The 22993-nt window shown below is 72.8% G+C and carries 21 protein-coding genes; 11 read left to right on the forward strand and 10 right to left on the reverse strand.

Features of this window, described 5'->3' with window-relative positions; translation table 11 throughout:
* The first annotated feature begins 36 nt into the window (after positions 1–36).
* From scy to ACFY12_RS01500, 4 genes are all read left to right on the forward strand, one after another.
* Complete coding sequence (scy, locus tag ACFY12_RS01485) at positions 37–4179, forward strand: polarized growth protein Scy (RefSeq protein WP_390713655.1); 4143 nt, start codon at positions 37–39, stop codon at positions 4177–4179.
* Positions 4180–4292: 113 nt separating this feature from the next.
* Positions 4293–5231: a cellulose-binding protein gene (locus ACFY12_RS01490; protein ID WP_390713656.1), complete on the forward strand. Its 939-nt coding sequence runs from the start codon at positions 4293–4295 to the stop codon at positions 5229–5231.
* A 176-nt stretch (positions 5232–5407) separates the two neighbouring features.
* A complete protein-coding gene (locus ACFY12_RS01495; RefSeq protein ID WP_390713657.1) occupies positions 5408–6373 on the forward strand; it encodes an ABC transporter ATP-binding protein in 966 nt (321 codons plus the stop codon).
* Between the two features lie 2 nt (positions 6374–6375).
* Complete coding sequence (locus ACFY12_RS01500) at positions 6376–7152, forward strand: ABC transporter permease (protein ID WP_390713658.1); 777 nt, start codon at positions 6376–6378, stop codon at positions 7150–7152.
* 83 nt (positions 7153–7235) lie between these two features.
* Here ACFY12_RS01500 and ACFY12_RS01505 read toward each other — a convergent pair whose 3' ends face one another.
* Together ACFY12_RS01505 and ACFY12_RS01510 are read right to left on the reverse strand one after the other, a co-directional pair.
* Positions 7236–7463 (reverse strand): chaplin, encoded by a 228-nt coding sequence (locus ACFY12_RS01505; RefSeq protein ID WP_390713659.1) that lies wholly within the window; start codon positions 7461–7463, stop codon positions 7236–7238.
* 178 nt (positions 7464–7641) lie between these two features.
* Positions 7642–7806 (reverse strand): hypothetical protein, encoded by a 165-nt coding sequence (locus tag ACFY12_RS01510; protein WP_390713660.1) that lies wholly within the window; start codon positions 7804–7806, stop codon positions 7642–7644.
* A 394-nt stretch (positions 7807–8200) separates the two neighbouring features.
* Between ACFY12_RS01510 and ACFY12_RS01515 the strand changes: the two genes are divergently transcribed.
* A complete protein-coding gene (locus ACFY12_RS01515; protein WP_390713661.1) occupies positions 8201–9574 on the forward strand; it encodes an ATP-binding cassette domain-containing protein in 1374 nt (457 codons plus the stop codon).
* Positions 9571–10824 carry an ABC transporter permease gene (locus tag ACFY12_RS01520; RefSeq protein ID WP_390713662.1) on the forward strand — a complete coding sequence of 418 codons (1254 nt, stop codon included), beginning with the start codon at positions 9571–9573 and terminating at the stop codon, positions 10822–10824. Before ACFY12_RS01515 ends, ACFY12_RS01520 begins: the two co-directional genes overlap by 4 nt.
* 51 nt (positions 10825–10875) lie before the next feature.
* Here ACFY12_RS01520 and ACFY12_RS01525 read toward each other — a convergent pair whose 3' ends face one another.
* Positions 10876–11190, reverse strand: a complete 315-nt coding sequence (locus ACFY12_RS01525) for an ATP/GTP-binding protein (protein ID WP_390713663.1) — start codon at positions 11188–11190, stop codon at positions 10876–10878.
* A 204-nt stretch (positions 11191–11394) separates the two neighbouring features.
* On the opposite strand from ACFY12_RS01525, the gene ACFY12_RS01530 reads away from it, so the two are divergent.
* The gene (locus tag ACFY12_RS01530) at positions 11395–12444 is read left to right on the forward strand and encodes an LLM class flavin-dependent oxidoreductase (protein WP_390713664.1); all 1050 of its coding nucleotides are present in this window, start codon (positions 11395–11397) and stop codon (positions 12442–12444) included.
* 172 nt (positions 12445–12616) lie between these two features.
* Here ACFY12_RS01530 and ACFY12_RS01535 read toward each other — a convergent pair whose 3' ends face one another.
* Complete coding sequence (locus ACFY12_RS01535; RefSeq protein WP_390713665.1) at positions 12617–13009, reverse strand: SCO5389 family protein; 393 nt, start codon at positions 13007–13009, stop codon at positions 12617–12619.
* A gap of 248 nt (positions 13010–13257) precedes the next feature.
* On the opposite strand from ACFY12_RS01535, the gene nucS reads away from it, so the two are divergent.
* Complete coding sequence (gene nucS, locus ACFY12_RS01540) at positions 13258–13920, forward strand: endonuclease NucS (RefSeq protein WP_390713666.1); 663 nt, start codon at positions 13258–13260, stop codon at positions 13918–13920.
* Positions 13921–14044: 124 nt separating this feature from the next.
* Here nucS and ACFY12_RS01545 read toward each other — a convergent pair whose 3' ends face one another.
* From ACFY12_RS01545 to ACFY12_RS01555, 3 genes are all read right to left on the reverse strand, one after another.
* A complete protein-coding gene (locus tag ACFY12_RS01545; RefSeq protein WP_390713667.1) occupies positions 14045–16690 on the reverse strand; it encodes an ATP-binding protein in 2646 nt (881 codons plus the stop codon).
* 325 nt (positions 16691–17015) lie between these two features.
* Positions 17016–17339: an STAS domain-containing protein gene (locus ACFY12_RS01550; protein ID WP_390713668.1), complete on the reverse strand. Its 324-nt coding sequence runs from the start codon at positions 17337–17339 to the stop codon at positions 17016–17018.
* 171 nt (positions 17340–17510) lie between these two features.
* Positions 17511–18359 carry a 3-hydroxyacyl-CoA dehydrogenase family protein gene (locus tag ACFY12_RS01555; RefSeq protein ID WP_390713669.1) on the reverse strand — a complete coding sequence of 283 codons (849 nt, stop codon included), beginning with the start codon at positions 18357–18359 and terminating at the stop codon, positions 17511–17513.
* Between the two features lie 182 nt (positions 18360–18541).
* Here ACFY12_RS01555 and ACFY12_RS01560 point away from each other — a divergent pair, with 182 nt between their 5' ends.
* Positions 18542–19114 carry a cob(I)yrinic acid a,c-diamide adenosyltransferase gene (locus ACFY12_RS01560; RefSeq protein WP_390713670.1) on the forward strand — a complete coding sequence of 191 codons (573 nt, stop codon included), beginning with the start codon at positions 18542–18544 and terminating at the stop codon, positions 19112–19114.
* A gap of 18 nt (positions 19115–19132) precedes the next feature.
* On the opposite strand, the gene ACFY12_RS01565 is transcribed toward ACFY12_RS01560, so the two are convergent.
* The gene (locus ACFY12_RS01565) at positions 19133–19732 is read right to left on the reverse strand and encodes a hypothetical protein (RefSeq protein ID WP_390713671.1); all 600 of its coding nucleotides are present in this window, start codon (positions 19730–19732) and stop codon (positions 19133–19135) included.
* A 171-nt stretch (positions 19733–19903) separates the two neighbouring features.
* Here ACFY12_RS01565 and ACFY12_RS01570 point away from each other — a divergent pair, with 171 nt between their 5' ends.
* Complete coding sequence (locus ACFY12_RS01570; RefSeq protein ID WP_390713672.1) at positions 19904–21196, forward strand: sensor histidine kinase; 1293 nt, start codon at positions 19904–19906, stop codon at positions 21194–21196.
* Between the two features lie 20 nt (positions 21197–21216).
* Positions 21217–21906, forward strand: coding sequence for a response regulator (locus ACFY12_RS01575; protein ID WP_390714338.1), 690 nt, complete (start codon positions 21217–21219; stop codon positions 21904–21906).
* A gap of 9 nt (positions 21907–21915) precedes the next feature.
* On the opposite strand, the gene ACFY12_RS01580 is transcribed toward ACFY12_RS01575, so the two are convergent.
* Positions 21916–22359 (reverse strand): DUF2550 domain-containing protein, encoded by a 444-nt coding sequence (locus tag ACFY12_RS01580; RefSeq protein WP_066926741.1) that lies wholly within the window; start codon positions 22357–22359, stop codon positions 21916–21918.
* Between the two features lie 145 nt (positions 22360–22504).
* The gene (locus ACFY12_RS01585) at positions 22505–22888 is read right to left on the reverse strand and encodes a F0F1 ATP synthase subunit epsilon (RefSeq protein ID WP_030981912.1); all 384 of its coding nucleotides are present in this window, start codon (positions 22886–22888) and stop codon (positions 22505–22507) included.
* Between the last annotated feature and the right edge of the window lie 105 nt (positions 22889–22993).

Below are 22993 nucleotides of genomic sequence, written 5' to 3' on the forward strand. Positions count from 1 at the left end.
CCGCCACCATGACCAGGGGACGGATGGGACCGCGCAGTGCGGGGCAACGAACGCCAGGAGCGTAAGTGGGCTGAGGCCGACCACCTCTCGCAGTTCGAAGCCGAGATGGAGCGGCTGAAGACCGAGCGGGACAAGGCCGTCCAGCACGCAGACGACCTCGGCTACCAGGTGGAGGTGCTGCGCGCCAAGCTGCACGAGGCGCGCCGCAACCTCGCGTCCCGCCCTGCCTACGACAACCTCAGCCACCAGGCCGAACAGCTGCTGCGCAATGCGCAGATCCAGGCCGACCAGCTGCGTTCGGACGCCGAACGGGAGCTGCGGGAGGCGCGGGCGCAGACCCAGCGGCTGCTCCAGGAGCAGGCCGAGCGGCAGTCCCGGCTGGAAGCCGAGCTGCACGCCGAGGCGGTCGCCCGCCGCCAGCGCCTCGACGAGGAGCTCAACGAGCGCCGGCAGACCGTCGAATCACACGTCAACGAGAACGTCGCCTGGGCCGAACAGCTGCGCGCCCGTACGGAGTCGCAGGCCCGCCGGCTGATGGAGGAGTCCCGGGCGGAGGCCGAGCAGGCGCTGGCGTCCGCGCGGGCCGAGGCCCAGCGGCTGGCCGAGCGGGCCCGTGAGCGGCTCGGCGCGGAGGCCGAAGAGGCCCGCGCCGAAGCCGAATCCATCCTGCGCCGGGCGCGTACGGACGCCGAGCGGCTGCTGACCGCCGCGTCCGACCAGGCCCAGGAGGCCACCGACCAGGCCGAACAGCTGCGTACCGCGACCGGTGCCGAGTCCGAGGAGGCGCGCCGGCAGGCGGCGGAGCTGACCCGCACCGCCGAGGCCCGCGTCCAGGAGGCGGACGCGGCGCTGCGCGAGGCGCGTGCCGAGGCGGAGAAGCTGGTCGAGGAAGCGCAGCAGAACGCCACCAAGCGGCTGACCGCGGCCGAGACGGAGAACGAGCAGCGCACCCGTACCGCCAAGGCGGAGGTCGCCCGGCTGGTCGCCGAGGCCACCAAGGAGACCGAGGCGCTCAAGGCGGAGGCCGAGCAGCTGCGGGACGACGCCCGCCAGGAGACCGAACGGCTGGTCGCCGAGGCCCAGGAGGGTGCGCGGGCGAAGGCCGCTGAGGACTCGGCCGCGCAGCTGGCGAAGGCGGCCCGTACCGCCGAGGAGGTGCTGACCAAGGCGTCGAAGGACGCCGAGGCCACCACCAAGGCGGCCGCCGAGGAGGCCGAACGGGTCCGCCGGGAGGCCGAGGCCGAGGCGGACCGGCTGCGCGAGGAGGCGCACGACACCGCGGCCCAGCTGAAGGGCGCGGCGAAGGACGACACCAAGGAGTACCGCGCCAAGACCGTCGAACTCCAGGAGGAGGCGCGGCGGCTGCGCGGCGAGGCCGAGCAGTTGCGGGCGGAGGCGGTCGCCGAGGGCGAGCGGATCCGTGCCGAGGCCCGCCGGGAGGCGGTGCAGCAGATCGAGGAGGCGGCCGGGACCGCCGAGGAGCTGCTGTCCAAGGCCAAGTCCGATGCCGAGGAGACCCGTTCGGGCGCGGTCTCGGAGAGCGAGCGGGTCCGCACCGAGGCCATCGAGCGGGCCACCGGGCTGCGCCGGCAGGCCGAGGAGGCGCTGGAGCGGGCCCGTCAGGAAGCCGAACAGCTGCTGACCGAGGGCGCCGAGGCCGCCGAACTGGTCGGCACCGAGGCCGAGAAGGCCGCCGCACGGCTGCGCACCGAGGCCGAGGAGGCCATGGCGGAGCGCCGGGCCGAGGCGGCGGCGGAGCTGGACCGGCTGCGCGACGAGGCGGAGAGCAAGGTCGCCGCGGCCGAGGAGGCGCTGCGCGACGCCCGCGCGGAGGCGGAGCGGCTGCGCCGGGAGACCCAGGAGGAGGCGGCCCGGCTCAAGGCGGAGGCCGCCGAGCGGCGCCGGTCGCTCCAGCAGGAGGCCGAGGAGGCGGCCGAACGGCTCCGTACGGAGGCCTCGGAGGACGCCTCGGCGGCGCGCTCGGAGGCCGAGTCGGTCGCCGTGCGGCTGCGCGAAGAGGCGGCGTCCGAGGCGGAGCGGCTGAAGGAGGAGGCGCAGGAGACCGCCGACCGGGTGCGCGCGGAGGCGGCGGCCGCCGCGGAGCGTACGGGTACGGAGGCGGCGGAGGCGCTGGCCGAGGCCCAGGAGGAGGCGGCGCGGCGGCGCCGCGAGGCCGAGCAGCTGCTGGGCGAGGCCCGCGAGGAGGCCCACCAGGAGCGCACCGCGGCCCGCGAGCAGAGCGAGGAGCTGCTGGCGTCGGCCCGTAAGCGGGTGAGCGAGGCGCAGGCGGAGGCCGAGCGGCTGGTCGAGGAGGCGGACCGGCGCGCGGATGGGCTGGTGTCGGCGGCCGAGCAGACCGCTCAGCAGGTGCGGGACTCGGTCGCGGGGCTGCGCGAGCAGGCCGACGAGGAGATCGCCGGGCTCCGGTCGGCGGCCGAGCACGCCGCGGAGCGGACGACGTCGGAGGCCCAGCAGGAGGCGGACCGGGTCCGCACGGACGCCTACGAGGAGCGGGAGCGCGCCTCGGAGGACGCGACACGTATCCGGCGCGAGGCGCAGGAGTCGTCGGACGCCGCCAAGTCCCTTGCCGAGCGGACGGTTTCGGAGGCCATCGAGGAGGCCGAGCGGCTGCGCACGGAGGCGGCCGGGGTGGTCGACGAGGCGCGCCGGGACGCCGACACGGCGCGGGCGGAGGCCGCCGAGCAGGCCGAGGAGCTGGTGGCGGAGGCGACCGCGCGGGCCGGGAAGCTGGTCGCGGACGCCACGGCGAAGGCACAGCAGCTGCGTACCGACGCCTCGGACGCACTGGCGTCGGCCGAGCAGGACGCGGCGCGGGCCCGGGCCGAGGCGCGCAACGACGCGAACCGGATGCGCGCGGAGGCCGCCGAGCAGACCGACGAGCTGCTCTCCGAGGCCCGCGAGGAGGCCGAGCGGATCGTCAACGAGGCCACCGAGCTGACGTCTTCGGCGCAGGACGACGCGGACCGTGCGGTCGCGGAGGGCCGGGAGGCCGCCGAGCGGCTGCGCGCGGAGGGCGAGGAGCAGGCCCGGGCGCTGGTGGCGGAGGCCACCGAGACGGCCGAGCGGCTGCGGGCCGAGGCGGACGGGGTGCTGGAGAGCGCGCGCCAGGACGCCGAGCGGACCGGCGACGAGGCACGCGAGGCGGCCAACAAGACGCGTGCGGACGCCGCGCAGCAGGCCGACGAGCTGGTCTCGGAGGCCACGGCCGAGGCGGACCGGCTGCGGGCCGAGGCCGCCGGGACGGTCACCGACGCGCAGGAGCACGCGAGCCGCACCCGTGCCGAGTCCGCGAAGGTCAAGGAGGACGCCGAGGCGGCCGCCGAGCGGATCCGTACGGACGCCCAGCAGGAGGCGGACCGGCTGCTGGACGAGGCCCGCAAGGACGCCGCCAAGCGCCGCGGGGACGCCGCGGAGCAGGCCGACCAGCTCATCGCCAAGGCCCAGGAGGAGGCGCTCAAGGCGGCCACCAGCGCCGAGGAGCAGGCCGACACGATGGTCGGGGCGGCCCGCAAGGAGGCCGAACGGATCGTCGCGGAGGCCACCGCCGAGGGCAACGCCCACGTCGAGAAGGCCCGTACGGACGCCAACTCGCTGCTGGAGGAGGCCCGTGGGGACGCCACCGCCATCCGGGAGCGCACCGAGGAGCTGCGCCGGCGGACCGAGTCCGAGGTCGAGGAGCTGCACGAGCGGGCCCGCCGGGAGTCGGCGGAGGCGATGAAGAACGCCGGTGAGCGGGTCGACAAGCTCGTCGCGCAGGCCACCGCCCAGCAGATCGAGGCCGAGGAGAAGGCCGACCGGATGGTGGCGGACGCCAACAGCGAGGCGAGCAAGGTCCGGATCGCGGCGGTCAAGAAGGCCGAGGGCCTGATCAAGGAGGCCGAGAACAAGAAGGCCGCGGCGGTGCGCGACGCGGAGCGGATGCGCGGCGAGGCCGAGGCGGAGGCCGCCCGGATCGTGGACGAGGGCAAGCGGGAACTGGAGGTCCTGGTGCGCCGGCGCGAGGACATCAACGCCGAGATCTCCCGCGTGCAGGACGTCCTGGAGGCCTTGGAGTCGTTCGAGGGACCCGGTGGGGGCGCGGAAGGCAAGACCAACGGGGTGAAAGCGGGCGCGGGAGCCGGTGCAACTCGTTCGAGTGGCAAGTCCTCTGAGGGGTAGCCACTCGAACGAGGGGTCATTCTCCAGATCAAACCTGGAATGGCTCGATGACACGCCGTTGTGGCCCCTAGGATTCTCCTTATCACCTCACCGGTCTCTTCGACAGGAACCCCATGAGCGACACTTCCTCCCCCTTCGGCTTCGAGCTCGTGCGGCGTGGGTACGACCGCGGTCAGGTGGATGACCGCATCACGAAGCTCGTCGCCGACCGCGACAGCGCGCTGGCCCGCATCACTTCGCTGGAAAAGCGGATCGAGGAACTGCACCTCGAGACGCAGAACGCCCAGGCGCAGGTCAATGACGCCGAACCGTCCTACGCGGGCCTGGGTGCGCGCGTCGAGAAGATCCTCCGTCTCGCCGAGGAGGAGGCCAAGGACCTGCGCGAGGAGGCCCGCCGGGCCGCCGAACAGCACCGCGAGCTGGCCGAGTCGGCCGCCCAGCAGGTCCGTAACGACGCCGAGCAGTTCGCCGCCGAGCGGAAGGCGAAGGCGGAGGACGAGGGCGCCCGGATCGTCGAGAAGGCCAAGGGCGAGGCGTCCTCGCTGCGGGCCGAGGCCCAGAAGGACGCGCAGTCCAAGCGCGAGGAGGCGGACTCCCTCTTCGAGGAGACCCGGGCGAAGGCCGCCCAGGCCGCTGCCGACTTCGAGACCAACCTCGCCAAGCGCCGCGAGCAGTCCGAGCGTGACCTCGCCTCCCGCCAGGCCAAGGCCGAGAAGCGGCTCGCGGAGATCGAGCACCGCGCCGAGCAGCTCCGCCTGGAGGCCGAGAAGCTGCGTACGGACGCCGAGCGGCGGGCCCGCCAGACGGTGGAGACCGCGCAGCGCCAGGCGGAGGACATCGTGGCGGACGCCAACGCCAAGGCGGATCGTATCCGCAGCGAATCCGAGCGCGAGCTGGCGGCCCTGACCAACCGTCGCGACTCCATCAACGCCCAGCTGACCAACGTCCGCGAGATGCTGGCGACGCTGACCGGTGCGGCGGTGGCCGCGGCCGGCGCCCCCGGCGACGAGGAGGCCATCTCCCGCGGCGTCCCGGCCCAGCAGACCCGCTGAAGGACTCCGCTTCCCGCGACCACGTCTCCTTCGCACGGCACGCCCCCGTAGCGCCCTCCGCGGTGAAACGGGGGCGCTGTCGTGATGGGGGGGCGCCGCCCTCGAGAGCAGGACGGATCAGCCGGGCAGCCCCACCCCGGTGGCAGGGCCCCAGGGCCCCCCTTAGCGTGCTGCACATGATCGAGCTCGACGGGCTGACCAAGCACTATGGCGCCACGGTGGCCGTCGACCACCTCAGTTTCACGGTGCGGCCCGGCATCGTCACCGGCTTCCTCGGCCCCAACGGCGCGGGCAAGTCCACGACGATGCGCATGATGCTCGGCCTCGACAACCCGACCTCCGGCACGGTCCTGATCGACGGCGAGCACTACCGCCGGCTCCGGGACCCGCTCACCGACGTCGGCGCGCTGCTGGAGGCGAAGGCGGCGCACGGCGGACGGCGCGCCGCCCACCACCTCCTCTGCCTGGCCCAGAGCAACGGCATCCCGCGCAGCCGGGTCGACGAGGTCCTCGACACCGTCGGACTCACCTCGGTCGCCGGGAAACGCACCAAGGGCTTCTCCCTCGGTATGAGCCAGCGGCTCGGTATCGCCGCCGCCCTCCTCGGCGACCCCCGGATCCTCCTCTTCGACGAGCCGGTCAACGGCCTCGACCCCGAAGGCATCCACTGGATCCGCAACCTGATGAAGAACCTCGCCGCCCAGGGACGTACGGTCTTCGTCTCCTCCCACCTGATGAGCGAGATGGCGCTGACCGCCGACCACCTGGTGGTGATCGGCCAGGGCCGGCTGCTGGCGGACACCTCCATGAAGGACTTCATCCGCCAGAACTCGCGCTCGTACGTCCGGATGCGCTCACCGGACCGGGAGAAGCTGCTGGACCTCCTGATCCGCGAGGGCATCCACGCGGTGGCGGCCGACGACGGCGCGCTGGAGGTCGACGGGGTGCCCGCGGAACGCCTGGGCGACCTGGCCGCCGGCCATCAGCTGGTCCTGCACGAGCTGAGCCCCCGGCAGGCGTCCCTGGAAGAGGCGTTCATGCGGCTGACGGCGGGTGCGGTGGAGTACCACGCCCACGACGGCGAGCCGCCACCGGCGGAGCGGGCCGGCTGGGGCGCGGACTGGCAGCGGGAGAGGAGCTGACGGTGGCGGTGGTCGGGCAGGTCATCCGGTCGGAGTGGACCAAGATCAGGTCGGTGCGGTCGACGGTGTGGACCCTGGGCACCGCCCTCGTGGTCACCGTCGGGCTGGGCGTGTTGATCTGCACCCTCGTCAGCCGTGACATCGAGGTGGGGCCGGACCGGGACCGGCCGCCGTTCGACGCCACGAACCTCAGCTTCGCCGGGATGGGCCTGGGCCAGCTCGCGATGATCGTCTTCGGGGTGCTGGTGGTCTCCAACGAGTACAGCACCGGCATGATCCGCGCCTCGCTCGCCGCCGTCCCGCAGCGCGGCACCTTCCTCTTCTGCAAACTGGCGGTGGCCACCGCCCTGGTCTTCGCCGTCGGCCTGGCGACCAGCTTCGCGACGTTCTTCGCGGGCCAGACGGCCCTCGGTGACGACCTCCGCGCCCGCCTCGGCGACCCGGGCGTCCTGCGTGCGGTGATCGGCGGTGCCCTCTACATGGCCCTGATCGGGCTGTTCTCGATGGCGGTCGCCACGATGCTGCGCGGCCCGATGCTCTCGCTGGGCATCCTGATGCCGTTCTTCTTCCTGATCTCCAACGTCCTCAGCAATGTGTCCGCCACGCGGAAGATCGGCCACTACCTCCCGGACCAGGCCGGCCAGAAGATCACCCAGGTCATTCCCCGAACCGCCGACGACGTGCCGTACGGCCCGTGGGGCGGACTGGGGATCCTGATCGCCTGGACGGTGGCGGCGCTGGCCGGGGGGTACGTGGTCCTGAAGCGGAAGGACGCCTGAAGCGGAAGGACGCCTAGACGCCGGGGCCTGCCCCCATCGGACAGGCCCCGGCGGGTGACGCCGACTTACCGCCTCGGACGGCGTTACATGGTGCCTTTGGAGCGGCCGACGGCATTGAGGAAGCCGCCGACGTTGATCGTGCTGCAGCAGTCATTGAAAGGGATGTCCAGCGGCAGCTGCACGGTGTTGGCTGACCCCTGCCCCCGCGAGCGCGTCGCCTTTCCCTGCCCGCTGCTATCGGCGGCCGCGGTGCCGACTCCCATCAGGAGCGCGGCGGTTGCCAGGGCAGCGGCAAGGGTTCGAATGGGCACAACAGACCTCCTGGGAACGGACATCACGGATATCACGGACATCTGAGACGTGCCCCAGGCTGCCCGGTCCCGCGGCGGAGCGGGAATCAGCCACACGCAATTCCCCCAAAAGAGATGGCCGCCGACACCACCGGACCATCAACGCCAAACTCGAGCCCGCCGACGAGGGGTTCGGCCCTCAGGTCTCGCACAGCGCGTACACGGTTCCGCGCACCGTCGCATCGGAGTGGGCCGGGGCCGCGATGCGACCGAACCAGGCGAGGCCGTCACCGCTGGGACGGGAGGCCGTCACCCAGTGGTCCCGTCTTTCGGCGGTGGCGACTCCGCCTCCCGTGACGTGCATACCTTCCGGGCATCTGGCGTGCGCGTGCGCGACCCCGTATCCCTGAAACTTCCTCGTGACGGTGGTGTGTTCCACGGCCTCGGCAGATGTCCCGGTACCGGCCAAGGTCAGCACAAGGCTGGCAAAACCGACAACCACCGTGGCGCGACGCATAGTCATATGGACTCCCGGCTTTCAGTGAACCTTCCAGTGAACCTTCGAGTCGACTTGTACACCCTGAGCGGAACCGACTCCAGGAAGCCGGGGGACGGATTCCGGGAAGCCGAAAGGGCCGGGAGGCGGGGCGGGACGGCCCCCACGCGGCGGAACCGTCAAGAGACGATTAACCTCCTCATACTTACGGGGGTACGACGGCGGCGCCTCTGCCCCGAACCATTTTCGCGAGGGGCGGAGAATGATCGAGGCAGTCGGCCTGACGAAGCGCTACGGCGCCAAGACGGCCGTGTACAACCTGTCGTTCCAAGTGCGGCCGGGGACGGTGACGGGGTTCCTGGGGCCCAACGGCTCCGGCAAGTCGACGACCATGCGCATGATCCTGGGCCTGGACACACCGACGTCGGGGCACGCGACCATCGCCGGGCGGCCGTTCCGCAGCACCCCCAACGCGCCCCGCCAGGTCGGTGCGCTGCTCGACGCCAAGGCCGTGCACGGCGGGCGCAGCGCGCGCAACCACCTGCTGAGCCTGGCGCAGCTGTCCGGTATACCGGCCCGCCGGGTCGACGAGGTGCTCGGCGTGGTCGGCCTGCAGGACGTGGCGAGCAAGCGCTCCAACGGCTTCTCGCTCGGCATGGGGCAGCGGCTCGGCATCGCCGCGGCGCTGCTCGGCGATCCGCAGGTGCTGCTCTTCGACGAGCCGGTGAACGGCCTCGACCCCGAGGGCATCCTGTGGGTGCGCAACCTGATGAAGCAGCTGGCGGCCGAGGGCCGTACGGTCTTCGTCTCGTCGCACCTGATGAGTGAAATGGCGCTCACCGCCGAGCACTTGATCGTGATCGGCCGCGGCCAGCTGCTGGCGGACATGCCGGTCAAGGACTTCATCTCGGCCCACTCCGCCGACTTCGCCCGGGTCCGTACGCCGGACACCGAGCCGGAGCGGCGGGAGAAGCTGTCCGCTGCGCTCGCCGAGGCAGGCGGCCAGGTGGCACCGGAGGAGGACGGTGCGCTGCGGGTGACCGGACTGCCGCTCCCCCGCATCAGCGAGGTGGCGCACCAGGCCGATGTCCGGCTGTGGGAGCTGTCGCCGCACCAGGCCTCCCTGGAAGAGGCCTATATGCGGATGACGCAGGCGGCCGTGGACTACCGCTCGACGGCCGACCAGCGGGCCGGTCTGCAGCAGCCCCCGGCCGGGTACGCCCCTCAGGGTGTGCCGCAGGGCGTGGCGCAGGGCATGGCGCAGGGGTACGCGGGCGATCCGCGGCAGCCAGGTGTTCCCGGGCAGGTTCCGGCCGGTGTTCCCGGGCAGGTGCCGGCCGGTGTGCCCGCCCAGGCACCGCCGAATCCGTATGCGCAGCAGGCAACCGCCCGTATGGGAAGCGCAGTGGCTCCGGGGGCGGGGGCGGGCTGTCCGCCGCCCGGGCAGCCGCAGGGGAATCCGTACGGGATGCCCCAGCCGTACGGGCAGCAGCCCGGCGCGCCGATGCCGCCCGCGCCCGCCGCCGCCCAGCCCGCGCCCGGCGCCCCGGTCGCGCCCGCCGCACCCGCAACTCGGCCCGCACCTGCGGGCACCACTGCCGACCTTCCCACGCCGCAGAACGAGGACGCCCGATGACCAGCCCTCAGCAGCCGCAGCCCCAGCCGCAGCCTGAGCGCGGACCGCACGACACCGGTGCGCAGGCCCAGCCGATGCCGCCGACCGCCCCGCCCATGCCGCAGTCGCCGCAGTCGCCGCAGTCGCCGCAGCCTGAAGCCGATCAGCCGGCGCCCGCCGGACAGGCCGGCACGATGATGCTCAAGGCCCAGGCGGCGCCGGCCCCCGCCCCGGCCCGCGAAGCCGGCACGATGATGCTGCAGGCCCAGCCGATGCCCGAGCCACAGCCGCTCGCGGCGCACGGCCCGGGCAAGGACGCGGGCACGATGATGCTCCAGACCCCTCAGTCTCCTCAGGCCCCGCAGGCCCCTCAGTCCCAGCCGCCGGCCCCGGCCCCGCAGCCGCAGGCGCCTCAGCCGCACGCCCCGGCGCCGCAGCCGCAGGCCCAGGCGCCCGCTCCCGGGTACCCCGGCCCCGTCGGTTACGTCTCGCCCATCCCGGTACGTCCCGCCCACCTCGGCCATGCGCTGGCCTCCGAGTGGACGAAGATCCGCTCGGTGCGCTCGACGATCTGGACGCTGGGCATCATGGCCGTGCTGATCCTCGGCATCAGCCTGATGGCCGCCGTCGCGCTCGGCACCCCGGACCGCGAGGTGGACCCCAAGCTCGGATTCTCGTTCCTCGGCATCCTGTTGGGCACCCTGTGCCTCATCCCGCTGGGTGTCCTGGTGATCTCCTCCGAGTACGGGACGGGGATGATCCGCACCACCATGACCGCCTGCCCCAGCCGGGCGCGGGTGCTCGCTGCCAAGGCGCTGGTCTTCTTCGGCCTCGCCTTCGTCATCACGACCCTCACCACGACCCTGGTCGCGCTGATCTTCAACGGCATGGTCAACGGCCCGGACCCCACCGCCGATCAGTGGCTCCGAGCCACCGTGGGCGTCGGTCTGTACGTGTCGCTGCTCGGGCTGCTCGCCCTGGCGGTGGGCTCGTTGCTGCGGCACTCCGCGGGCGCCATCAGCGCCATGCTCGGCGTGGTGCTGCTGCCGATGCTGCTCGCGGTCTTCATGATCGGCTCGGAGAGCCTCCAGGAGATCAGCAAGGCGCTGATCAGCTACTCGGTGCCCAACTCGCTGGCGACGCTCTACGACAACCCGTTCCTGGGCACGGAGTCGGGCCCGCAGGGCTGGACCCCGCTGTGGATCATGGCCGGCCTGACCGCCGTCGTCCTGGGCGGCGCCTTCGCGGCCCAGGCCAAGCGCGACGTGTAAGCCGCGCAGAGAGCAGAGAGCTGAGAGGTACAGATCAGTACGAGGTGCGGATCAGTACCTCGGCGCGTTACGGGACCGCTGGAGCCGCGCGCTCCGGCGGTCCCGTGCGTTCCAGCACGCCTTGTGCCAGTGCCGACGGTCGTCGGCGCCGCCGTGCTGCGGCCAGGCGACGACGTGCGGGACCCCGGGCGGGATCTCCTGGTCGCAGCCGGGGCAGCGGTAGTGCTTGGCCGCGCCACCGCCCCCGACCTGCCGTACCACCCAGTCCTCGCCGCGCCACTCAGCGGTCTGTTCCAGTCCGTAGCGGCTGATGCCCGTGCTGTCTACGGGCTTCGCACCGCGCTGGCGGTTTCGACGCGGGGACACACAACACCTCGGATGCGTACGGGGTCACGGGCTGTCACCAGCGTACGCGGCACGCGGGAGGGCGGTCACCGCCCGGGGGTTCCTGCTTTCCCCGGGGGTTCCTGCGATCATCGGGAAATTTCGCGACAGGCCGTGCCCTTGGCACGTGTCGGCCGTTGTTGCGTGTGAGGGGGAACCGCGTCGGCTGCGAGGAGGCAGAGAGCGATGCGCGTTGGGGCTTTCATCCTGGCCGCTCAGTTCCCCGGTCAGGGACAGGGGGAGGCGCTGCACCGCGCGGTGCGCGCCGCCGAGGTGGCGGAGGAGGCCGGGCTCGCCGATGTCTGGCTCGCGGAGCACCATTTCGTACCGTACGGCGTCTGCCCGAACGCGGCGACGCTGGCCGCGCTGCTGTTGGGGCGCACCCGCCGGATCGGCGTCGGTACGGCGGTGAGTGTCCTGCCCACCCAGCATCCGGTGACGCTCGGTGAGCAGGCCGCACTGCTGCACCTCACCTCCGGAGGGCGGTTCACGCTGGGCGTCGGCCGCGGCGGCCCGTGGGTGGATCTGGAGGTCTTCGGCTCCGGTCTCGCCGCGTACGAGCAGGGCTTCCCCGAATCGCTGGATCTGCTGCTGCGCTGGCTGCGTGAGCCGCGGGTCGGCGCGCGGGGCGAGCGCTATACGTTCCGCGAGGTGGCGGTGGTGCCACGGCCGGACCAGGCGCTGGGCGATCCGGACGATCCGTGCGCCAGGCCCCCGGGTCCGCCGGTGGTGGTGGCCTGTACGTCCCCCTCGTCCGTGCGGACGGCCGCCGAGCGCGGGCTCCCGATGCTGCTGGGCATGCACTGCGGCGACGAGGAGAAGGCGGAGATGGTCGCGCTGTGGCGGAAGCTCGCGCGGCAGGCCGGCCGGGACGGCGACGAGATCGCCTCCGCCGGGCACGTCTCGGCGGGTGTGGTGCAGATCGCGGACGACCGCGCGGCGGCGACGGAGACCCTGACGAAGGCGATGCCCGGCTGGCTGCGGCAGGGCCTGGGCGCGCATGTGACGGTCGACGGCCGCTATCGCGCCATGCGTGATCCGGTGGCGTACACGGAGCTGTTGTGCGGGCTGCATCCCGTCGGCCCGCCGCGGCTGTGTGCGGACCGGCTGGCCGCCAGCGCGGAACGTACCGGCATCACCCGCTTCGCGCTGCTGGTCGAGGGCTCCGGTGATCTCGCGGCGACGGAGGAGAACGTCCGCCGGTTGGGCACCGAGGTCCTGCCGCGGCTGGGGTGACGCCCCGTACGGAGGCGGATGCCCGGCCGGGTGGGTGGGTGGCGTCGGTGGCACGGTGTCACGGTGTGCTGCCGCTGGGGGTACTTCCCGCGCCCTTGGGACCTTCGGGCAGCGGGGGGAGCCCCGCGGAGGAGCGCGCCCTACTCCTCGTACGCAGCGGCAGCAACCCCCCTCAGCAGTCGCGGAGTTCGGGCGACTGGTTCAGCAGCTGGCCCCGGATCGAGGTGAACTTGGCCAGGCGGTCGTCCACCGCCGGGTCGAGCGGGAAGACCGCGACCCGGTGACAGTTCTGGAAGGCGAGCCGCACACCGAAGTGACGCTCCAGCGCACCACGGATCGCGTTACTCGCCAGCGCACGCAGCAGCTGGCCGCGCGCCTGCTCGTCCGGCGGCGGCGTCTGATTGTCGGCGAAGTCTCCGCCGTCCACCTTCAGCTGTGCCACCAGAGAGCTGATCATCCCCCATGCGTAGGGCAGGGAGTTCCGGACGCAGTCGACAAAAGCGGCTTCGTCGACCTCGCCTCGCTCGGCCTGTTCGAGGAGGGCCGGTGAGACGTCGAGCGACATGAGGTTCTCCTCTCGCGGCCCCGTCGGGACGGACAGGGCCTAGGGACGGGACTGGGGAGTCCGCGACGCAGCGTGTTCGCCTCACAACCCCCCGCGTCAACGGTATGCCGCGCAAGAGGCCCGCACCAGGAGATTGCACATACAACCGGCCAATGGCGAACGCCTGGGCTGCGGCGATTTCGGTCGTTAGGCCCCTGGGAACCGGCCGAATCGCGCGGCGGGCCCCCGGTCGAGTAGCGTGGCGCACCATGCGTCTCGTCATCGCCCGCTGCTCCGTGGACTACGCCGGCCGGCTCACCGCCCACCTGCCGTCCGCCCTCCGTCTCATCCTGGTGAAGGCGGATGGCTCCGTCTCCGTCCACGCCGACGACCGGGCCTACAAACCCCTGAATTGGATGTCCCCGCCCTGCACCCTCAAGGAGGGCGACGGCAGCGTGTGGACGGTGGAGAACAAGGGCGGCGAGAAGCTCATCATCACCCTGGAGGAGGTCATGCACGACTCGTCGCACGAGCTCGGCGTGGACCCGGGGCTGATCAAGGACGGCGTGGAGGCCCACCTTCAGGAGCTGCTCGCCGACCGGATCGAGACCCTCGGCGAGGGCTACTCCCTGATTCGGCGTGAATACCCCACTGCCATTGGCCCGGTGGATATCTTGTGCCGGGACGCCGACAGCCAGACCGTCGCGGTCGAGATCAAGCGCCGTGGTGAGATCGACGGGGTCGAGCAGCTCACCCGCTATCTCGAACTCCTCAACCGCGACCCGCACTTGGCCCCGGTCAAGGGCGTCTTCGCGGCACAGGAGATCAAGCCGCAGGCCCGGGTGCTGGCCACCGACCGGGGCATCGGCTGTGTCGTCCTGGACTACGACGCGCTGCGCGGCATCGAGGACGACAAGCTCCGGTTGTTCTGATCCGCCGGCTGTCGGGACGGCGCGCGGCGGCTCCGCGACAACGGCATACACAGCGCGACGGCCCGGTCTCTCCATGACCGGGCCGTCGCGCTGTGCTGTGCCGTGGTGTCGCCGTGCCGGGGCGTCAGGCCGCCGGGGCGCTCTCCTGCGTACCCGAGGCCGTTCCCGTGCCGTCCGGGGAGCCGCTGACCGGGGAGCCGTCGCCGGAGGGGCTGCCGGCCGAGGACGCGACGGCGCTCTCCGAGGGGGGCTGCGTCGTCGGCTTGTCCGTGGGCTTGTCGGTCGGCGTCGGGTCCGTGGGCTTGTCCGTCGGCGCGGTGGGCGTCGGATCGGTCGGCTCGTCGGTCGGCGACTGGGTGGGGCGGGTCGGCCGGTCGGTGGGCCGGGTGGGCTCGTCGGTCGGCTCGGTCGGGCGGGCCGTGGGGCTCGTCGGCCGGGTGCTCGGGTCGGTCGGCGCGTCGCTGGTCGCGGGGGCGCTGGTGGACGGGGACGGGCCGCTGGTGCGGGCCGGGCTGCCGGGGCGGGTGGTGCCGGGGCTGGAGGGCCGGTCGGTGCCGTCGCCGGGCTTTCCGGTCGACGGGTCCGGGGTGGCGCTGTCCTCCGTGGTCTGTTCGGTGGTGACCTTGTTGTCGGAGGTGGCGTCGTCTCCGTCGGAGGTGAGGCCGAGGGTGACGACGGTGCCGAGGACGGCCACCAGCAGCGCGCCTGCGCCCACGGCCACGAGATTGCGGCGGGCGGTACCGCCGAAAGCCCGCTTTCCGGCCTTGTGGTGACCGCCGTGACCGCCGTGACCGCCCTTGCCGGTGCCGCCGGCGACCGGGACGGCCGTGGTGGCGTCGGCGGCTCGGCCGGTGTCCCTGGTGACGGCCAGTTCCGTGGTGTCCGCCGCGCTCGCGGCCCGCAGCTTGGTGGTCGGCACCGCGTCGGGCGAGGCGGTGTCCGGGGCCGTCAGCGCGTCCAGGGCCTTGGGGACGTCCGGCTGCCGGGCGCCGGCGGCCGCCGTGCTGACCTGCGGAACGGCCGTGGTGACCGCCGAGGCGGCCCGCGCGCGGTCGGTGACCAGCGCCAGCGCCCGCCGCCCGGCCACCGCGCCGTCGCGGTCGGAGAGCACTCCGCGCAGCCCGATGGACGCCTCCAGCTCGGCCCGGGCCCGGTCGAGGCTGCCGGTGCACAGCGCCAGCACTCCCAGCTCGTGGTGGAAGTAGGCCTCCTCGGCGACCTCACCGGCCAGCCGCGCGGCCTCCTGGCCGTACCGGAGGGCGCGCTCCCAGGCGCTCCAGTGCAGCGCTGCGGCGAACGCGGGAGCGGCCGTACGGGCGAGCAGTACGGCCGCGCTGGCGTGCCCGCCCTCCCGGCTGCCGGTCAGCACGCCCATCGCGGCCAGCGCCACATCGGCCTCGGCGGCGGCCCGCTCCGGGGTGACCGAGGGGTGGCCGGCCCACCAGGCGTAGTGCTGGGCGGCGGTGTGCGCCCGGGCGCCGGCGCCCTCGGCGTAGCCGGCGCCGGTCAGCTGGTCCTGGACGGTGGCGGCGAGCCGGTAATGGCCGCCCACGGGGGTGATCAGGCCGCAGGCCAGCAGCTCGCCGAGGGCGGCGTCGGCGTGGGTGTCCTGGGTGAGGGCCGGCAGGTGCGCCTGGTGGGGCAGGTCACCGCCGAGCGCGACGGCGAAGCGCAGGGTCTCCCGGGCGGCGTCGCTCAGCCGGGAGGCGAGCAGCGCGGCGGGCGCGGCGGCCTCTCCGAGGGACGGCAGCGGCGGCTCGTCGTCCCCGTCCGGCGTGGTGCCCTGCGGGCCGTCCGCCGTCCGCTGTTCCGCCTCCCGCGTCTCCTCGGGGAACAGGCCGTAGCCGTCGTCGAGGGCGCCGGACCCGCCGCGCAGCCGCTCGCGCTGCCGCAGCAGGGCGGCGGCCTGCACGAACCGCAGCGGCAGCCCCTCGGACTCGAACCAGAGGTCGGCGGCCCAGGCCTCCTCGTCGTCGGTGAGCGGCCGGTCCACGGCCCGCTCCAGCAGCCGGGTGCAGCCGGCCCGGCCGATACCGCCGAGGAAGACCTCTTCGAGGTGCGAGCCGGGGCTGGGGGCCGCGACGTCGGGGGTGGCGGCGATCAGGAAGGCGCACTCGGGCGTGGCGTCGAGCAGCTCGTCCAGCGCGGCGCCGCCGAACTCCAGGTCGTCCAGGACGACGATCGCGCCGATCTCGGCGACCAGGCGCAGCAGCTCGGGCCGTTCCGGGCGGTGCTGCGGAGCGCGGTACACCGCGGTGAACAGCGCGTACAGCAGGTCGGTGGCGGTGCGGTGAGAGCCGGAGAGCCGGACCACCCCGTCGGGGGCGACGTCGGCGCAGGCGGTGGCGACGGCGTCCAGCAGCCGGGTACGGCCGGAGCCGGACGGGCCGGTGAGGCGTACGGAGCGGCCGCGGGAGAGCAGCCGGACCAGGCGCTCGGTGTCCTCGGTGCGCTCCTCGAGCGGGGCGTCGTACGGGGCGGATCCGGGCGGTCCCGGGGGCAGCGGGGGCGCCACGGCGCGGGCGGCCGCGGCGCGCTCCTGCGGACCGAGCTTGGCGGGGAGGGTGGGGCGCTCTCCGGGCGGGCAGGGTTCTATCTCGCTGCCGTCGACGGGGTTGACGGTGACGAGGTAGTTCCCGGAGACGAGCCGGACGACGCGGGCGGGCCCGCCGGAGCCGCCCTGCGCGCCGCCGAACGCGGAGACCGGGGGCTCGGCGGGGTCGCCCTGCTCGCCGTACTCCTCGGGTCCCCGGTGGGTGTTCGGGTCCATGCTGCAAGCTCCCAGAGATGTGCTGTGCCGAATGCGCTCCGGCCGTCCGCACTCCGCCGGCTGGGGCGCCCTCAGCCGTCGCGTCTGGTCCGGTGCCCGCCGCGGATGATGGCATACGGGCGGGAACCGCACCCTAGCCCCGGGAGCGGGGCGGTGCACCACCGGGGGTGGGTACTGACCGGAACGCCCCGGATTGGCCGCAATCACGTGGTTTGCGGCAGGTCCTCCGGTTACGGCTCCGGTTACGGCCTGCCCTCCGGCAGGTGACCCCCGCCACCTTCACCGCCACCTTCACCGCGGCGTTCACCACCGGTCACACCCGAATTCACGCCCGAGGAAGCGATTCAGCTTCGATGCCGCCCTCGATGGCGAGGATGCGGTGCAGCCGGGTGGCGACCAGCAGCCGCTGCATCTGGGGCGGCACACCGCGCAGCACCAGCCTGCGGTTGACCCGGCCGGCCCGGCGGTGTGCCCCCATGATCACACCGAGGCCGGTGGCGTCCCAGGAATGCAGCTCGGTGAGGTCCAGCACCAGATCGCCCCGGCCGGAGTCGACGGCGGTGTGCAGGGCCGTGCGGGCGTCCGCCGCGCTGCGGACGTCGAGGCGGCCCTCGACGACCAGCTCGGCGTGGTCGCCCCTGATGTGCATATGCGCTCCCCTGTGTCATGGGTTCGTGCATGGACGTCTACAGATCTGACTGCCTCTCATGCGGCGAAGTTGCCGCCTGTAAGCGAACCGGTACCGCAATTCACCCCACCGGGTGATCCGATCGGGCCCGTCCACCCTGACGTGGCGTCAGCGCCGGCCCCGGCGGCCGGGTCAGTGCTCGTAGAAGCCCTGCCCACTCTTGCGCCCGATGTCACCCGCGTCGACCATCCGCCGCATGATCTCCGGCGGGGCGAACTTCTCGTCCTGGGACTCGGTGTAGATGTTGTCGGTGGCGTGCAGCAGGATGTCAATGCCCGTCAGATCGGCGGTGGCCAGCGGCCCCATCGCGTGGCCGAAGCCCAACTTGCAGGCGGTGTCGATGTCCTCGGCGCTGGCGACACCGGATTCGTAGAGCTTGGCGGCCTCGACGACCAGCGCCGAGATCAGCCGGGTGGTGACGAAGCCGGCCACGTCGCGGTTGACGACGACACAGGTCTTGCCGGTGCTCTCGGCGAACGACCGTGCCGCCGCCAGGGTTTCGTCGCTGGTCTTGTAGCCCCGTACCAGCTCGCACAGCTGCATCATCGGCACCGGCGAGAAGAAGTGCGTCCCCACGACCCGCTCCGGGCGGGAGGTGGCCGCGGCGATCTTGGTGATCGGGATGGCGGACGTGTTGGAGGCCAGCACGGCCTCGTCCTTGACCAGCTTGTCCAGCGCCTGGAAGATCTCCCGCTTGATCTCGATCCGCTCGAAGACCGCCTCGACGACGATATCGGCGTCCGCCACGGCCTCCAGGTCGGTCGTGGTGGTGATCCGGGCCAGCGCCTGCTCGGCGTCGGCCGCCGCCAGCTTCCCCTTGGAGACGAACTTCTCGTACGAGGCCTCGATGCCGCCCTTCCCACGGGCCAGCGCCTCGTCCGTCACATCGCGGAGGACCACGTCCCAGCCCGCCTGGGCGGAGACCTGCGCGATACCGGACCCCATCAGTCCGGCCCCGATGACGGCGAGCTTCTTTGCCACTGCTGTCCCCTCACACCCTGTGCATTTGAAAGCCTGTTGGTCTGTCGGTCTCCGGGTGACGTTAGCGCTCGCGGGCGGCACTTGGGCGGGTTAGAGATGCGCGTCACTGCTTCCTGTCGCCGTACCGGGCGTGGGCTTCGACACCCGGGCCTTTCGGCGGAGCGCGGCGTAGGCTCGCTCATATGGTGAATCTGACGCGTATCTACACCCGCACGGGCGACAAGGGCACCACGGCCCTGGGGGATATGAGCCGTACCGCCAAGACCGATGCGCGGATCGCGGCCTACGCGGACGCCAACGAGGCCAACGCGGCGATCGGAGTGGCCCTGGCGCTCGGTTCGCTGCCGGAGGAGGTCGCCGCGGTGCTGCTGCGGGTGCAGAACGACCTCTTCGACGTCGGTGCGGACCTGTCGACGCCGGTGGTGGAGAACCCCAAGTTCCCGCCGCTGCGCGTCGAACAGAGCTATATCGACAAACTGGAGGCCGACTGCGACCGCTTCCTCGCGGACCTGGAGAAGCTGCGCAGCTTCATCCTCCCCGGAGGCACGCCCGGCGCGGCCCTGCTCCACCAGGCCTGTACGGTCGTCCGCCGCGCGGAGCGCTCCACTTGGGCGGCGTTCGACGAACACGGCGAGACCATGAACCCGCTGACCGCCACCTATCTGAACCGCCTCTCCGACCTCCTTTTCATTCTGGCGAGGACCGCCAACAAGGAGGTGGGGGACGTGCTCTGGGTGCCCGGCGGTGAGCGCTGAGGGGCTCGGGGGGTCCCCTCAGCGCAGGGTCTTCCGGGTGGGGCCGGGCTCCGTCTCCGTCGTGGAGGTGGCGGTCCGGCCCTGGTCCGGGTCCTTCCTCGGCCAGAGGAGATAGGACAGGGCGATCACACCGTGGATGAGCAGGATGCGCGCCGCGGCGCCCTGCGTGCCGCGCAGCGAGGCGATGTCGCCGTCCTCGCCGACGTACCAGACGGCGATCTGCAGCAGTGCGGCCGCGACGGCCATCCCCAGGACCGTCCGCAGCCAGAGCTTCAGCTCGTGCCGGGCGCGGGGCATACCGTACTTCGGCGGCCTGACCGGCGGCGGGCCGCCCGCGAAGCGGTGCAGGAAGTGCCCGTCGGCCCACTTGATCATGTAGTGGCCGTAGGCGACGGTGAAGCCGATGTACAGGGCGGCCAGGCCGTGTTTCCAGTCCGCCTGTGCCCCGTTCTTCAGGTCGATCGCGGTGACGATCAGCAGTACCAGCTCCAGCAGCGGCTCCAGCAGCAGCACCGCCGCTCCGGTGCGGGGCATCCGCGCCAGGTACCGGAGCGCCAGGCCGACCGCCAGCAGCACCCAGAAGCCGGCCTCGCAGGCGATGATCAGCGCGACGATCACGGCTGTCTCCTTTCAGGACCCTGCACGAACACCTCAAGGTTTCCAGCGGCTTCCGGCCGGAACGTCGTCACGAGTGACGATCCGGGACTGCATCTTTCGATGTAGCGCGGGAGGTGCGGGGATGACGCGGGCGGGGCCACGGCAGGGCCCGGCACCGTGTTTCATGGAGGGGTGACCGCCCGATCCCCCGCCGCCGGATCCCCCGCCGCCGTGCGCCGGCCGCATCGTCTCGACGTGCTCGTCGCGGGCGGCGGACTGCTGTGCGGGCTGCTCCTGTGGACGCTCGGGGTGCACGGCGGTCCCCCGCGGTTCGGGCTGCCCGTCTGGCTCACCCTGGTCTCGCTCACCGCGATGTCCGGGGCCGAGCTGCTGCGCCGTACGGCCCCGATGGCCGCGCTGGCCGTCGCCGTACCGGCGCTGGTGCTCGACATGTGCACCGGCACGCTGGTCGCCACGGTCGTGATGTTCACCGACGTGATCTACGCGGCGGTGCTCTACGGCCCGGCGAGCGCGGCCCGGCGGATCCCGGTGCACTCGGTCCTGGTGACCGTCGTGGCGGCCGTCGTCCTCACCGCGCTCTGGCCGAACCCGCAGGTGGTGGTGGTCGTCATCGCCGTCGCGCTGATCACCATCGCCCCGGCGTGGACCGGCCTGATCATCCGTAACCACCGCGACGCCGCGCAGTCCGCCCGGCTGCGCGCCGAGCGGATCGCACTGCTGGCCGAGATGGACCGCGCCCAGGCGGTGGCCTGGGAGCGCGCCCGGATGGCCCGTGAGCTGCACGACCTGGTCGCCAACCACCTGTCCGCGATCGCCATCCACGCCACCGCCGCACAGGCCGTCGACGATCCGGCGGCGACCCGGGAGGCGCTCGGGGTGATCCGCGAGAACAGTGTGCAGGGCCTGGCCGAAATGCGGCATCTCATCGGGCTGTTGAGGGACCCGGAGGCGAGCGGGTACGCGGCGGAGCCGGCCGTGGTGCCGTCCCTGGACGGGCTGGCGGCGCTGGTCGCCCAGGCCCGGGCGAACGGCGCGCGCAGTGGGCTGACCTTCGTCCTGGACGACGCGCGCCCTACGGACGGACGGGGGCCGGACGACGGACGGGGGCCGGAGCACAGACAGGGGCCGGAGCACGGACGGGGGCCGGCGTCCCCGGCCGGGCTCGCCGCGTACCGCATCGTCCAGGAATCGCTGACCAACGCGCTCAAACACGCCGCACCGGGCGAGGTACGGGTGCGGATCGCCCAGGAGCGCGGCGGCGCGCTCACCGTCACCGTCCGCAGCCCGTACGCCGACCGGCCCGGCCCCCGCGCCCCCGGCTCCGGCAGCGGCCTGGTCGGGATGCGGGAGCGGATCGCCCTGCTGGGCGGGGAGTTCGGGGCCGGTCCGGAGAACGGTCCGGCCGGCCGAGTCTGGCTGGTGCGGGCGGCGCTGCCCGCCGCCGAGGAGGTAGAGGGACGATGACAGGCGCCGATGCAGGGACGATGACAGGCGCCGAGGCGCGGCCGATCCGGGTTCTCGTCGCCGAGGACCAGTCCGCCGTACGGTCCGGGCTGGTCCTGATCCTGCGCACCGCCCCCGACATCGAGGTCGTCGGGGAGGCGGTGGACGGTGAGGAGGCGGTACGGCTCGCCCGCGAGCTGCGCCCCGATCTCGTCCTCATGGACATCCAGATGCCCCGGCTCGACGGCGTCACCGCGACCCGGCAGGTGGTGTCCGAGCAGCTGGCGGACGTCCTGGTGCTGACCACCTTCGATCTGGACGAGTACGTCTTCGGGGCGCTGCGGGCGGGCGCCGCGGGCTTTCTGCTCAAGGACAGCGACGCGGGCACGCTGCTGTCGGCGGTGCGTACGGTGGCGTCCGGGGAGGGGCTGATCGCGCCGGCGGTGACCCGGCGGCTGATCGCGGAGTTCGCCCGTCCCCTTACGGCGGCGCGGCCGTCGGGTGAGCGTGCCGCACCGGATCCGTCGGTCCTGGACGTGCTGACCCCGCGCGAGCGGGAGGTACTGGGGTGTCTGGGCCGGGGCCTGTCGAACGCCGATGTCGCGCTGCGGCTGGCCATGGCGGAGGCCACCGTGAAGACCCATGTCAGCCGACTGCTGGCGAAGCTGGAGCTGCGCAGCAGAGTGCAGGCGGCGGTACTGGCCCAGGAGTTGGGGGTGGCCGGGCCGTAGGGCCCGTCGTCAGGCCACGTTCACCCTCTGCCCCGGCGGGGCCGCCTCCAGCCAGGCGAGGAAGCCGGTGAGCGCGTCCTCGCTCATCGCCAGCTCCAGACGGGTGCCGCGGTGCCGGCAGGCCAGGACGACGGAGTCGGAGAGCAGCGCCAGCTCCTCCTCGCCCTGGGGGGTGCGCCGCTCCAGGACCTCGATGGCGGAGCGCTCCAGGAGGCGCCGGGGCCGGGGCGCGTACGAGAACACCCGGAACCACTCGATCCGGTCACCGTTGTAGCGCGACACGCCGTAGATCCAGCCCTTGCCGCCGGTCTCGCTCTCCGGCACGTTCCAGCGCAGGCTGCAGTCGAAGGTGCCGCCGGACCGCTGGATGAGCCGCCGTCTCAGCCCGAAGACGAACAGTCCCAGCAGCAACAGCACCACGACCGCGCCGCTCACAAGCAGAGCGAGGACCATCCCGACCGACCTCCTCGCCTCGTTGGGGTACCCCGCGCCGTTCAGGCACGGGGACGGAAAAGCACCTGCATTGCCTCAGCCGCGGGCCGCTCCGGACAATTCCGGGCAGCCCGCGGCTGAGGATCGATCTCGTCGGTGACGGGGCTCAGTGAACGCCCGTCACCGCGCGCAGCCGGACATCGGCGCGACGCTCGGCGGCCGCGTCAGCGTCCGACTTCGCTCGCTCCAGAGCCCGCTCCGCGCGCTGGACATCGATCTCGTCCGACAGCTCGGCCACCTCTGCGAGCAGGGACAGCTTGTTGTCGGCGAACGAGATGAAGCCGCCGTGCACCGCGGCGACGACGGTACCGTCACCGCTCTCGCCGGTCGTACGAATCGTCACCGGGCCCGACTGCAGCACGCCGAGCAGCGGCTGGTGTCCGGGCATGACGCCGATGTCGCCCGACGAGGTGCGCGCGACGACCAGGCTGGCCTCGCCGGACCAGACCTGACGGTCCGCGGCGACCAACTCGACGTGCAGCTCAGCCACGATGGCTCCTCGGGTCTCCACCTGCCTGGCGTGGCAGATGTTGGGTCAAATACTAGTGGTCGTACGGACCGGGGGCGGCCAGGGCCGCCCCCGGGACCGGTGCCG

Origin of the sequence: Streptomyces sp. NPDC001339, assembly GCF_042895955.1 — a bacterium.
GTDB lineage: Bacteria > Actinomycetota > Actinomycetes > Streptomycetales > Streptomycetaceae > Streptomyces.

Bases quoted from the DNA above. Each gene is read 5' to 3' on its own strand.
- ACFY12_RS01545 (WP_390713667.1), bottom strand. From the start codon at position 16,690: ATGGACCCGAACACCCACCGGGGACCCGAGGAGTACGGCGAGCAGGGC.
- ACFY12_RS01530 (WP_390713664.1), top strand. From the start codon at position 11,395: ATGCGCGTTGGGGCTTTCATCCTGGCCGCTCAGTTCCCCGGTCAGGGA.
- ACFY12_RS01560 (WP_390713670.1), top strand. From the start codon at position 18,542: ATGGTGAATCTGACGCGTATCTACACCCGCACGGGCGACAAGGGCACC.
- ACFY12_RS01520 (WP_390713662.1), top strand. From the start codon at position 9,571: ATGACCAGCCCTCAGCAGCCGCAGCCCCAGCCGCAGCCTGAGCGCGGA.
- ACFY12_RS01550 (WP_390713668.1), bottom strand. From the start codon at position 17,339: ATGCACATCAGGGGCGACCACGCCGAGCTGGTCGTCGAGGGCCGCCTC.
- ACFY12_RS01495 (WP_390713657.1), top strand. From the start codon at position 5,408: ATGATCGAGCTCGACGGGCTGACCAAGCACTATGGCGCCACGGTGGCC.
- nucS (WP_390713666.1), top strand. From the start codon at position 13,258: ATGCGTCTCGTCATCGCCCGCTGCTCCGTGGACTACGCCGGCCGGCTC.
- ACFY12_RS01515 (WP_390713661.1), top strand. From the start codon at position 8,201: ATGATCGAGGCAGTCGGCCTGACGAAGCGCTACGGCGCCAAGACGGCC.
- ACFY12_RS01575 (WP_390714338.1), top strand. From the start codon at position 21,217: ATGACAGGCGCCGAGGCGCGGCCGATCCGGGTTCTCGTCGCCGAGGAC.
- ACFY12_RS01580 (WP_066926741.1), bottom strand. From the start codon at position 22,359: ATGGTCCTCGCTCTGCTTGTGAGCGGCGCGGTCGTGGTGCTGTTGCTG.
- ACFY12_RS01490 (WP_390713656.1), top strand. From the start codon at position 4,293: ATGAGCGACACTTCCTCCCCCTTCGGCTTCGAGCTCGTGCGGCGTGGG.
- ACFY12_RS01510 (WP_390713660.1), bottom strand. From the start codon at position 7,806: ATGCACGTCACGGGAGGCGGAGTCGCCACCGCCGAAAGACGGGACCAC.
- ACFY12_RS01535 (WP_390713665.1), bottom strand. From the start codon at position 13,009: ATGTCGCTCGACGTCTCACCGGCCCTCCTCGAACAGGCCGAGCGAGGC.